Annotated in this window: 13 protein-coding genes; 3 read left to right on the top strand and 10 right to left on the bottom strand. The window is 42.2% G+C overall.

The window, feature by feature from the left end; genetic code table 11:
- Positions 1–18 precede the first annotated feature (18 nt).
- Both P0X86_RS13715 and P0X86_RS13710 read left to right on the top strand, forming a co-directional pair.
- A complete protein-coding gene (locus P0X86_RS13715; RefSeq protein ID WP_277748693.1) occupies positions 19–1,149 on the top strand; it encodes a GntR family transcriptional regulator in 1,131 nt (376 codons plus the stop codon).
- 485 nt (positions 1,150–1,634) lie between these two features.
- Positions 1,635–2,504 (top strand): cation diffusion facilitator family transporter, encoded by an 870-nt coding sequence (locus tag P0X86_RS13710; RefSeq protein ID WP_277748692.1) that lies wholly within the window; start codon positions 1,635–1,637, stop codon positions 2,502–2,504.
- Positions 2,505–2,682: 178 nt separating this feature from the next.
- On the opposite strand, the gene P0X86_RS13705 is transcribed toward P0X86_RS13710, so the two are convergent.
- The 10 genes from P0X86_RS13705 to P0X86_RS13660 all read right to left on the bottom strand — a co-directional run bounded on the left by P0X86_RS13705 (position 2,683) and on the right by P0X86_RS13660 (position 10,955).
- Entirely contained in the window at positions 2,683–3,231 is a 549-nt protein-coding gene (locus P0X86_RS13705; RefSeq protein WP_277748691.1) for a hypothetical protein, read from the bottom strand.
- 165 nt (positions 3,232–3,396) lie between these two features.
- Positions 3,397–4,434: a phosphotransferase gene (locus P0X86_RS13700; RefSeq protein WP_277749033.1), complete on the bottom strand. Its 1,038-nt coding sequence runs from the start codon at positions 4,432–4,434 to the stop codon at positions 3,397–3,399.
- A 240-nt stretch (positions 4,435–4,674) separates the two neighbouring features.
- Positions 4,675–5,100: an NUDIX hydrolase gene (locus tag P0X86_RS13695; protein WP_277748690.1), complete on the bottom strand. Its 426-nt coding sequence runs from the start codon at positions 5,098–5,100 to the stop codon at positions 4,675–4,677.
- A gap of 172 nt (positions 5,101–5,272) precedes the next feature.
- On the bottom strand, positions 5,273–5,725 hold the full coding sequence (locus P0X86_RS13690) for a VOC family protein (RefSeq protein WP_277748689.1): 453 nt from the start codon (positions 5,723–5,725) through the stop codon (positions 5,273–5,275).
- Positions 5,726–5,992: 267 nt separating this feature from the next.
- Positions 5,993–6,559 (bottom strand): histidine phosphatase family protein, encoded by a 567-nt coding sequence (locus tag P0X86_RS13685; protein ID WP_277748688.1) that lies wholly within the window; start codon positions 6,557–6,559, stop codon positions 5,993–5,995.
- 193 nt (positions 6,560–6,752) lie between these two features.
- Positions 6,753–7,472, bottom strand: coding sequence for a metallophosphoesterase family protein (locus P0X86_RS13680; RefSeq protein ID WP_277748687.1), 720 nt, complete (start codon positions 7,470–7,472; stop codon positions 6,753–6,755).
- Between the two features lie 158 nt (positions 7,473–7,630).
- Positions 7,631–8,743, bottom strand: coding sequence for a serine/threonine-protein kinase (locus P0X86_RS13675; protein ID WP_277748686.1), 1,113 nt, complete (start codon positions 8,741–8,743; stop codon positions 7,631–7,633).
- 289 nt (positions 8,744–9,032) lie between these two features.
- The gene (locus tag P0X86_RS13670) at positions 9,033–9,425 is read right to left on the bottom strand and encodes a GNAT family N-acetyltransferase (RefSeq protein ID WP_277748685.1); all 393 of its coding nucleotides are present in this window, start codon (positions 9,423–9,425) and stop codon (positions 9,033–9,035) included.
- A gap of 246 nt (positions 9,426–9,671) precedes the next feature.
- A complete protein-coding gene (locus P0X86_RS13665; RefSeq protein ID WP_277748684.1) occupies positions 9,672–10,265 on the bottom strand; it encodes a GNAT family N-acetyltransferase in 594 nt (197 codons plus the stop codon).
- A gap of 258 nt (positions 10,266–10,523) precedes the next feature.
- Positions 10,524–10,955, bottom strand: a complete 432-nt coding sequence (locus P0X86_RS13660; RefSeq protein WP_277748683.1) for a GNAT family N-acetyltransferase — start codon at positions 10,953–10,955, stop codon at positions 10,524–10,526.
- 363 nt (positions 10,956–11,318) lie between these two features.
- Here P0X86_RS13660 and P0X86_RS13655 point away from each other — a divergent pair, with 363 nt between their 5' ends.
- Complete coding sequence (locus P0X86_RS13655; protein WP_220687457.1) at positions 11,319–11,402, top strand: putative holin-like toxin; 84 nt, start codon at positions 11,319–11,321, stop codon at positions 11,400–11,402.
- Positions 11,403–11,450 lie beyond the last annotated feature (48 nt).

The following is an 11,450-nucleotide window of genomic DNA, read 5'->3' as shown; positions in this document are numbered from 1 at the left end:
CGATTGGAGATAAATGCCATGGTAAAAAAATTCACGCCCATGTACAAGAAAATCGAAACGTTTATCATTGAACAAATTCGGAACGAAAATTGGAAGCCGCGGAGCCGCATACCTTCCGAGAATGAGTTGGCGGAACAATTCGGCGTCAGTCGAATTACGGTGAAGAATGCGCTGACGACACTGGTGGATAAAGGAGTAGTCTACAGACTGCAGGGTAAGGGCACCTTTGTGTCCGACCACCGTCCGGAGGATATATCCAATATTTCAACAGAGGAAAAAGCAGCTCACACGGTGCCCGTTATCGGTTTTCTCCTGCCCCGTCTGGACAACCGGTTCACCGCTAATCTGCTGAGCGGAATTGAAGATAGCCTGTCCGGGAACGGATATCAGCTCTTATTCGCGAAAACCAACGACTCCCAGGAACATGAAATTCTGAGGATTCAGGAAATGAAGCAGGCCGGAGTCAAAGGACTCATCATTTATCCCGTGGAAGGTGAGCACTACAACAACGAAATCCTGTCGCTTACGCTGAACCGCTTCCCCCTTGTCCTGCTTGACCGCGAGCTAAAGGGAGTGGACACCAATTCGATCAGCTCGGATAACTATGCGGCGGCCATGCAAGCCGTCAACCATCTGCATGAGCTCGGTCATAGCCAAATCGGGTTTATCTCCACGCTTGCCGAAGGAACCTCAAGCATTGAGGACCGATTGCACGGCTACGAAAAAGCACTTGAGGACCGCCACATTCTCATTGATCGCGGCATGCAGATGACCAAGCTGACGATGACCAGCAGTGACGAAGAGGTGATTGCCATGATCCAGCAATTTTTAAAGGCTAATCCGCAGATGACGGCTCTCCTGTCCTCTAACTTCAGCCCGCATGTCATTCAAGCGGCTCTGCAGCTCGGCATCTCCGTGCCGGAGGATCTGTCGGTCGTCTTCTTCGACGATGTGGAGTATCCGGACTTTTGCATCGTTCCTCCTACGGCCGTCGTCCAGCAGGAGCTCGAGCTCGGCCGTGAAGCCGGCAGGCTGATTATGGAGCAAATAGAGAATCGAAGCAGCGAATACCAGCAGATCAAGCTGCCCACGGTTCTGGTTCCCCGTCAATCAACGGCAAAAGCGAGGGAAACGAACCGAACGCCGTAGCATATGGATTATGTTCGCCATAGCGGAATGCGTAACTCTTTCTCTCGATTCTGCGGCCTGCCCTGCATAACAACCCAAGCACGAAGCTTTCATCGTGAATAATATGGATGCATAACCGATGTTCCATCATGAACCTTCAGGAGGCAAGAGGCCTATGCATGCCATAATCGGGATTCTTTCCATCATGCTCACAATAAGCATCCTCCGCCGCAAATCTCGGAGAAACAATCGATAGCCTACGATAGGCGGATATTCGATTGTGGCTGCCTATCTACGGTTGATATATACAACAAATTACGGCCGGCGCATCGCCGGCATTTTTTGCGTTTTACCGGAATCTATCTTTCTTAGTCCGGCGCAACATTTTTTGCCCCTTGTCACATATTAAGTGACAGGAAAAAACGTTGCTCTAGACCCACCCATGCGTGGATTGGTATTATAGTCAGGTACTATTTTTAGGGGTGTGCGGAAGGAGTCGGCCAGACGTGGAAGAACAACGTTACAAGGATTTAAAATTAGGTGAAAAAGGTGCGATTATCAGCATCATTGCTTATATTTGTCTATCTGCAATCAAGCTATTGATAGGTTACTCGGCGAACTCCGAAGCTCTGCGTGCCGACGGATTAAATAATGCTACCGACATCGTGGCATCCATTGCCGTATTGATCGGACTACGATTATCGCAAAAACCTGCGGACCGGGATCATCCTTACGGACACTGGAAAGCGGAAACGGTAGCATCCTTGATCGCCTCTTTCATCATGATGGCCGTCGGGATCCAGGTATTGTTCGGGGCCGCATCTTCCATGTTTGAAGGTACCCACGAATCGCCTGATCTCATATCCGCCTGGACCGGTATCGGCTGCGCGTTGGTCATGTACTGCGTTTACCGCTATAACAAGCGTCTTGCCAGCCAAATTAACAGCCAAGCCGTAATGGCAGCCGCGAAGGATAACCTCTCGGACGCTTGGGTCAGCATCGGCACGGTTGTCGGCATCATCGGGGCCCAATTTCAGCTTCCCTGGCTCGACCCGCTGACGGCCATAGTGGTAGGTTTTCTGATATGCAAAACCGCCTGGGATATATTCCGCGATGCCTCTCATCATTTAACCGACGGATTCGATGAGAACATTATCAAAGGCTACAAAGAAACCGTGAAACAAGTGGTTGGCGTCAAAGGAGTCAAAGACATTCGGGCAAGAAATTACGGCAGCAACACGGTGGTCGACATCGTCATTCTGGTCAGATCCAATCTGGACATTCGGGTTGCCCATGATATTTCGGACCAGGTGGAGCATGAATTAAAAGAAACGCACGGCGTTTACGACGTCCATGTTCATATTGAACCGAGTTAAGCCTCCAGATTCCAAAGTGTCAAAACAACGACGAAGGTCCGGCAACATTCTTATTGGCCGGACCTTTCATCAATTCTGTGCTTCGATCGATTTTAAAAGACTGCGCTTCAATTCCTCAGTCGCTTCATCACGGTTCATGTCAACGCCTATGATGTGGGGCGGGCTTACTGGATCACCTTCAAGATTTATTTACCTTGTCTTCTCCAAAATAAAACCCTTTAAGTTGTTGATCAAAGAAATCCCTTAAGTTTTCTTGATCGATTGTATAAATCATTTGCCTAGTCCATATATCTGTTCTTGTTATATAAATCTTTTCAAGATCATATTGGATTCTTATTTCTTTTCCGGTCTTTAATTTAAAAACAATCCCTGCACTAATGCTGGTGTTTGATGGTATTTGTTTCAACGCAATACGATCTGAATCGGGTACAGAATTAATCCAATTTACAATATTATTAATTTCATCCTGATTTAATTCAACGTCTATCCAATCGATATATGCACCTGATCCTTTTCTGGTGTATCGTGCTTTGGACATCTCCGTGCTGGAGATTTGTTTTACCTGAATTTCTTTATTTAAGTTTGACTTACTCATGAAACCATTCATATCACCTAGAACAAAATATACAGCCCCTATAACGAGTATGAGGACAAGAAGCGTTCTTCTATTCTTTAGATTGGTTATAATCGCACTCTCCCCCATGGCCAATAAAGTTGGTGTGTTCACGAACTCCACCACTATAAGGCCCGAAAGGCCTCGCAGTGATGCGGTTAGGTGGTGCGAATTTAGCCGGCAATTACTTCTCCGACTTCCCGCCTGGACCGAGGGGCGTATGCCCCGATGAGTGAACACCTTGTTATTAAGATATCAGCGCCTTCTTCGAATAAGTATTCAACTTATTATGTCTCTTCTAATATTTCTTATATTGGGTTCAATTTGATCAAATCGATTTAAACAGTGGTTTCGAATCATTTCTAAGTCATTGATACTTTGAGACTCGTCTTTATTCCTAAATAGAATATTCATAACCCAGTTAGATAGATTACGAAGATGTGCACGATAAGAGTAAAAGCGAATCAAGTCCAGATTAATCTGAATTTTTCGATCCAACTGTTTAATATAGGAAGATATAAAGATGTCGAAACTCGAACCAATATAGCCAAACAAATTATACTCAGGTGGTGCTATGATCACCGATTCCCAGTCTAAAAAGAACAACTGATTATTGTGATAAATGATATTTCCGCCCCACATATCACCGTGACACAAAACAAGTTGGCTAGCATTGATATGAAGTGAATTCCGAATTTCTCTAACTAAGTTCATGTAAAAGAGAATTTGTTCTTTCTTTAATAAAACAAGCTTTCGTAGTGATTGATTTAAGTCATTGTTTAGATTTGATTTCTCAAGGATCGAAATACATCTCAAAAGATCAGATTCGAAAGTGATATCAAATGATTCCTTTGGTAATAAATTCTGATTCACGTGCGGAGTAATCTGTTCTAATGTAGCCACGGACTTTGCAATTCCTACAAGAATCTCATCTGAGAAAGGATATGCCTCAGTCAAGGTCTCTCCAACTATAAAATTAAATAAAACTATAGTGATGTCTTGTAATTTAGTAAATAAACTCCCAAAGCAATTCTTTATTGGATGAGTCATGTTTATAAACAACCCTTGATGATAAAGATCCCAAGTCAAAGGTAGGTAATAATGTAGTCGTCGTATTCCCTCTCTTTGTCTATCATTATGATGATCAAATAACTTCAAGTAATATTGTTGTTCGTCAATACAATTTACTTTATAGGAATACGCTGAATCCCCGACCGGAATAAATTCAATATCCTTAATAAGAATTCCGTAGTTTTTTTGTATGAATAAAATAAGCTGTTCATCTTCGATTTTGAACTTACTTATCAAAAGTCTCACCACCATATGATTGAGGAATTGTGGTTTGCGCTGATTTCCGATAACTTCTTTATATTCATGAACCCTCACTGGCTTAAGGGGCGAATACCCGGGTCCGACGGACTTAGCCAGTGCAGGGTTGTCAGGTTGATCCTGCTCCCCTGAAATCCCTCATACCAGACCGAGAAACGAACGGTTCAATGCGTAAATATGGTGTTTTATTTGAAGGACTTGTCCTCCTCGACTTACTTTACAATTCCTTCAAACTTTTCCTTCATTAAAATATTTGATTTCAATCTCGTTTTTTACAATATTTTTTAATCCTTCTTGATAATAAGGCATAAATTCATCTGCTCTATCAATATCTACCCATTCAACATGACTAATTTCGGTTGGTCTAGTTATCTCTTGTTGTCCGCCTATTATTTCAGCTCTAAAAGTAATAAACACTACGTGTTCATCATGTTTTGTTAATATTGCCTCATTGATAGCCACTACACCGTGGACTTTAATATCAAATCCCGTTTCTTCCTTTGCTTCGCGGATTGCAGCCGCATCTAAGGTCTCGCTTTCTTCAACGCCTCCACCTGGTAATGACCAAGTACCGTTTTTATGATTCTTCACCATGAGGATTTTTGTTTTGTCTTTATCCGTAATCAAAGAATACGCAACGTCTATTCGTTTCATATGATCTTCCTTTTTTATGTTTTTAAGTTTCACATGTCTTTCAGATAACGGTTAAAGTTTTAATAAGACCATCATTCGTTTCAATTCAATCCACACTACTGCGAGCGGGGCATCAGCACGATGCTTCTAGAAATGTATATTTCAGTAACTGATGTTTATAAATGTACGTTGCTTATTTGTTACCGAGTTGTTCCGCCAAACCGACTAGAATTCCTTCGGTTCCACGAATGTAGCAGAGCCGATACGAGTCCTCATACTGAACGACTTCGCCAACGAGCTGAGCACCATGCTTAGTGAGTCTGGATACCATTTCGTCAATGTTTTCCACGGTGAACATGACGCGTAGATAACCGAGGGCGTTTACAGGAGAAGTCCGGTGATCTGATATAGTAGGTGGGGTGAGAAATCGGGAAAGCTCAATTCGGCTGTGGCCGTCTGGGGTAACCATCATAGCAATCTCTACGCACTGTGAACCCAGTCCGGTTACGCGACCAGCCCATTCACCTTCGACCGTGGCTCGCCCTTCGAGCTTCAAGCCAATCTCCTCGAAGAAAGAAATTGCGTCATCAAGGGATTCTACAACGATGCCGACATTGTCCATTCTTAGTAAATTGTTTTTTTCCATTGCTATATCTCCTTATGTGTACAAATTTATTTATAGGAAAAAGTGAAATTTGGTTTTCGGGTATGTCATATAACGTTAATGTATCTACGACCGAGAGGCTTATGGGGAACAACGACCGGTTCAACGAACATAGCCTCGCAGGGTTATCCAGCCTGACTTAACTTCTCCGAAATGCCTCGGGCAGATTAAGGAGCCGCAAGGGTGCACCACCGTGAATACGGTGTTACGCGATGCCCAAAGTTCTATTCGATCCATTCATAAATTAATCTATTCTTTCCAAAGTCTTGTTACTTCTTCTAATACCAGGTCTTTAAATTTTAATTTATAGATGTCTGGTTTCTTTGTTTGATTCATGAAATCCAATCCGTAATTCGGATTAAAATGATTCATCATCAATGTCATTACATTCCCGTGTGTTCCAATAGCAATTTTCTTTCCCTTGTGTTCTTCTAAGATATTTTTCAACACTACAACTGATCGATTCTGGCAAACAGTATTAGACTCTCCTCCTGGCAATGCATAGGAAGGGTCATCAAACATCTTCTTCATTGCGGGCATAAATTCTTCATTAGTAATAACATAGTCTGAAAAGTGCCTTTCCCTAAGATCCTCAAATATTTGAATATCTAATTCTAACTCTTTGGCCAACCCCTCCAATGTTAGAATTGCTCGAGCATAAGGACTTGATGTAATAATGTTTATTCCTTCATCCTTTAATATTTCTGTTATTTTTTCTGCGTTCATCTTTCCCTCTAGGGTAAGCCCCCTGGTTCTTTCATTTCCTTCAGTATATGGTGACTCGGCATGCCTAACCATATAAATAATGGTCTTCATATAACCCTCCCTGAACGTTCCCTTATCCACGTTGTCCAACCGACCAACGGGAGCGGCCGCGATGCGGTTAGTCGGTGCGGATGTGTCCGTTGAATTTGCTTCCCTGCCAATCGCTTCTCGCGGACCGAGGAACTGTCAGGCTCGATGCGTGGATATGATGTTAGGTGATGTCCCCCGCTTCCTGGATTGACTTTCAAAAGTTCTTTATCTGTTCCGTTATATACGATCCTTCTTGAAGAATTAAACAATTCAACTGCAATCCATATGCACATCCGCCATCAATTCCTATCTTGTCTTTACTAAACCAAATATCTGATGTGCCATGGATATCAATAGTTCTTGTATGTCCAAAAATAACTCTTTTGTTTAGATCCTCAAAAGCGTGTTGAATGAATTCATCCTTAATATACATAAAATCATATTCCGGCTGGTTCTTCCAATCTATAAAATTGGGATTCAATCCCGCATGAACATATATGTGATCATGATCTTCTTGAAATAAAGGTAATTCACTTAAAAAGTCTATGTGGTGACCAAAAAAAGTCTTAATTGTATCCTTCGCCTGGTTCAATATCTCATCAGAGATTTCGTTATTCATGTTATTAATATCACAATAACTTTGGAGGGTTTGTATTCCCCCATGTTCAATAAATTTAGATCGAATCAATGCGCTATCATTATTTATCAAATCAACCAATCGTTGGTCATGATTGCCTCGTAAAGCAATGGCATTATGCATACTTACTAATTCGATTACTTTATCAACTACTGCTTTACTATTAGGCCCTCTATCTACATAATCACCAAGCAAAATCAACTGATCATCAATCGAATTAAATTTGATACTATGCAACATCTGATTTAATTGATCGATACATCCATGAATATCGCTAATCATAATTGTTCGCTTCATAGAATCTCCTAACTATACATGTTTTTAAGTTCTTGGATGATTTCACCTACGTTCCTGTATTACGACGTCCATCTCCCTTAGATAGCTCTTATTCTAGGGAAGGCAACATCAAAAATTCAGCTCCAATCATGATATAACATTTGGAAATCTAAAGTAGACTAGACCAGCCTGGGATTCGAGAAGGGCAGCTGGAACCCAGTTTTCATACAGACCCGTTCAATCTCCTCAACGGGAAACAATGTATTTCTGTTCTTCGAAACGAGATTGGTGTAGAAATCATTGATCACTACAGCTATTGGAGCGTACCGCATTATAATCTCCGCTGCCGAATCCATCACTTCTAGGAATTCCTTACCCTCAGCACAACGACGTATGAATTCGATTCGTTCAGAACGGTTCATCCTACCAGTCAATGCTGCTACAAGCCAGTTCACTATTTGTGTTGCCACATAACATCCATCATGAGTCTTGTTCAATTCAAAAAACTCCAATTCGGAATCTGAAAGTTCAAATCGAGAAGACGTTGCAAGTCCGAAGTCCGAAATATACACACGGTGTCCGTCGGTTAAAACATTGTTAAAGTGAACGTCGAAATGTAGTAATCCGTTCGCATTCATAAAGGAGACCGTTGACAGCAAGTTTGAGTCCAACAAGGCAAACGCTGAATTGGCTGCATTCTCACCCATAGCGACCTGTTCGGTAAGCCAGTTATGCAGGTTGTAAGGTACGTACTCACAGAACAGTACAACATTGTAGTTGGATTGCTCAAGGGCCTCAATACGATCCCGTATTTTTGAAGTACCCCAAAACTCAACCATTTTTGAAACATCGCTCAGTTCCTCAGAGATTGGATTACGCCGTTCTGGGCTTTTTAACACCCGCCAGTGATACATTAGGGGAAAGTTCTCACACTGTCTCGCCAGAACCCAGTTGGTGGTCATGGTATGGGCAGCGACCTCACGCCACACTCCAGCACCTGGTGAACCTATCCCATAGTGGCAATACGGTGGAAGATTGAACGCGTTTCTGGTAGACATATAATTTTCGGAGTGGCTTTCAAGTTCCGTAAGCGGAACCATTTTCACGAACACGGGTGTCTCATCAATTTGTAAGAAAGCCGTTGTACCGCCAATACCAGTATTTAGAACCGTAGCTTTTTCCACTCGCTTGCTAAGCTGTTCATCACTTACCAGACTTAAGGCAGCGGACACGGCGGCATAGCGGGCAAGTCGAATGTCGTGAATCGAATGCTCGTTCGTTGAAAATTTCATAAGGGATAGCGTCCTTTCGCTCTGTTGTTCTGGTTAATGCATTTTTTACTATGAATCTAACTATTGTCATCTCTCTGTTCTGTCGTATAACGTTCTTGTATTCACGACGTCGAGAGGCTTAGAGTGCGCATCTGGAGAGGCGTAGCCTCCAACCAAACCGGAGCTCAGTGAGCCTCGAATATGTGTCCGCCGAATTCTCTCCCCTGCCAATCTTATCCCGCAGACCGAGGAGCCGTCAGGCTCCGAAGCGTGGATATGATACATGATGCCGGCGCATCTTTTTACCTCATTACATCTTAATTATAAATCCTGTCTTATCCCCTTTAGTGAATCCGCAGCTCTCATAAAAGCTATTGGTTCCTTCCATTCTAGAACTTGTCATTAACATCACTTTGTAACAATCATTCTCCCTAGCGATATCGACTGCTTTTTGAAGTACTAATTTCCCGTAACCGTTTTTTCTATAATCAGAATGTGTAACAACATTCTCAATCAAGCCATATGGTCTTGCGCCCCTAGTTAAATTCCTAATAAGAACTAAAACGCATGAAGAGACAAGCTTCCCCTCATGCTCTACAACAATAATCTTCATCAGCTTGTCATTCATTATCTCGCGCCAATGATCTTGTATTTCGTATATATTCAGTTCTGGATCATCTGCATTTAAATGCTTATATAGCAAAAGAATTCATTCCTATGAATGTATCTGACAGACACATTGGGCATGATGATTCCCTCACTCTTTGGTTTTTATCAGGTTTCGGCGGTTCATATAACGTTCTTGCGTTCACAACAACCAGAACCTTATGGCCCGTAGCGCTGGGTAGCATGCCACTTAGGTTCGCAGAAGTGGCATGCTGATTTCTGCTTCCTTGCTCCCACTTCGGGCGGACCAAGGGGGCTTTAGCCGCATTGCCGGAATGCGTTGTTATCTGATGGACGGGTCTTCTTCGAGTTCACTTGCAAAATCGTCTTTAATTATTGAATACAATTTTACATCCTGAAATGCACCCTTCGCTAAGATATGCCTTCTCAATACCCCCTCAAATCGCATTCCAGTCTTCTCCATTACTCTGGCGGATCCGATATTATCCAGATGGCATCTTGCTTCAATTCGAACTAGTCCTAATTCATTGAATCCAAACTCTAAAATCCTTCTAATTACCTCCGTCATGTATCCTTGATTCCAATATTCATTTGACAATACATAACCAAGCTCTGCTCTTTTATTTCGATTATCCCAACTTACAAAACTACAACTACCAATCAGTTTCTTTGCTTGTTTGTGCTCAATTCCCCAAGGTCCTACTTTCTGTGTGTCATAACGGTTTAACACAAATTCAATAAATGCTTTTGTATCATCAAGTGACTGATGAGTGTCCCAAACGGTATATCTCGATACCATAGGAAATCTACAATAACTATACATATCATCCTGATCCGAGTAACTTATCTTTCTTAATCTTGTTCGTTCAGTTTCAAGAACAGGGAACTCTTGAAAATGTTCTTCAATTTGCGTCATTGCAGTCACCACCAGATAAAATATTAGTGCCTAGCTTTCAGATATCGTATATGTATTCGCGAACCCGAGAACCTTAAGGCCCGAAGGGCCGGTCGCGGCGCGGTTAGGTTCGCAGGGTTGTCCGCCAACGCTTCCCTGTACCTCTGAATTCGCTCAGCAGTGAAATCCCTTCGCTCTTCGCGGACCAAGGGGCGAACGCCCGCTGCGGGAATATGGTGTTATGTGATGTCTGCCTCATCTTAGAATAACTTTCAAAAATTATAAGTACTTCTTAAAGGCTTTACTCGAATCACCGTCATAACCTAACTTTGTATAGAACTCGTGTGCTTGCTTCCTCGAAGCTCCGCTGGTTAAAAAGACCTTAACACAACCCCTTGAAATACACAGCTCTTCAATATGCTTCATAATGAGCGATCCATAACCTTGACCTTGTCTGTTTCCAGATACAATTACACGTTCTACAACCCCAAAAGGTTGTGACTCTATCAACGCATCTAAACATAGATGCAGATGTGCAGTTGCAACGATCTCTTGGTCTACTTCGCAAATGAACAAGAAACTATTAGGATCTTGTTTAATTTCTTCTATTCTATTTTCCAACACTTTTATTTTTGTGTTGTTTGGAAGCAACTCTTTATATAGTCGTTCAATAGCTTCGGCATCATTTGTTTCAGCTTCACGAATTATCATTTACATTCTCCTCTGTATTTAGGCTGATTTCACATAACATCCCCACATCTATGACGCGACCCAGCCTTAGATAGCTCCTATCTTAGGACGGGTCGTGTGTTGTCTGAATTTACGCCTATGAGCGTGCTTGCTTATGAAAAAACCAAGGGGCGAAGCTTAGATGCATGGTTTAGTGATGTTACTGTCTTATCTGTAACTACATTCTCATAAATGTTTTACAGATATATATTGTTTCTTATGTATCATTCTAGTTATTTATAGTATTTTAATGGTATTTCATCAGATCTTATATGTTATAATTTTCTAGTACAATAATCGGCTTTAAGGGCGGTCGGCTAATCTCCCAGAAGGGAGGTGATGCCCATGGAGGTCAAAGATGCACTTTCCTTAATGTTCATGTTCGGCATGTTCATTCTGGCATTGCTCACCTACATGAAAAAGAAATAGACCGCCCTCGCTAAGGTAACGGTCTATTTCTCGACCTAACTCCTGTGG

It is taken from the genome of Paenibacillus sp. BR1-192, from assembly GCF_029542445.1.
GTDB lineage: Bacteria > Bacillota > Bacilli > Paenibacillales > Paenibacillaceae > Paenibacillus_AQ > Paenibacillus_AQ lautus_A.
The sequence above is the reverse complement of the archived record's forward strand: the minus strand, read 5'-3'. Positions and strand labels throughout refer to the sequence as shown.

What these genes read in the sequence shown, in the direction of transcription:
- P0X86_RS13715 (WP_277748693.1), top strand. Translation starts at nt 19, where the DNA reads ATGGTAAAAAAATTCACGCCCATGTACAAGAAAATCGAAACGTTTATC.
- P0X86_RS13695 (WP_277748690.1), bottom strand. Translation starts at nt 5,100, where the DNA reads ATGAAACGAATAGACGTTGCGTATTCTTTGATTACGGATAAAGACAAA.
- P0X86_RS13690 (WP_277748689.1), bottom strand. Translation starts at nt 5,725, where the DNA reads ATGGAAAAAAACAATTTACTAAGAATGGACAATGTCGGCATCGTTGTA.
- P0X86_RS13685 (WP_277748688.1), bottom strand. Translation starts at nt 6,559, where the DNA reads ATGAAGACCATTATTTATATGGTTAGGCATGCCGAGTCACCATATACT.
- P0X86_RS13680 (WP_277748687.1), bottom strand. Translation starts at nt 7,472, where the DNA reads ATGAAGCGAACAATTATGATTAGCGATATTCATGGATGTATCGATCAA.
- P0X86_RS13675 (WP_277748686.1), bottom strand. Translation starts at nt 8,743, where the DNA reads ATGAAATTTTCAACGAACGAGCATTCGATTCACGACATTCGACTTGCC.
- P0X86_RS13665 (WP_277748684.1), bottom strand. Translation starts at nt 10,265, where the DNA reads ATGACGCAAATTGAAGAACATTTTCAAGAGTTCCCTGTTCTTGAAACT.
- P0X86_RS13660 (WP_277748683.1), bottom strand. Translation starts at nt 10,955, where the DNA reads ATGATAATTCGTGAAGCTGAAACAAATGATGCCGAAGCTATTGAACGA.
- P0X86_RS13655 (WP_220687457.1), top strand. Translation starts at nt 11,319, where the DNA reads ATGGAGGTCAAAGATGCACTTTCCTTAATGTTCATGTTCGGCATGTTC.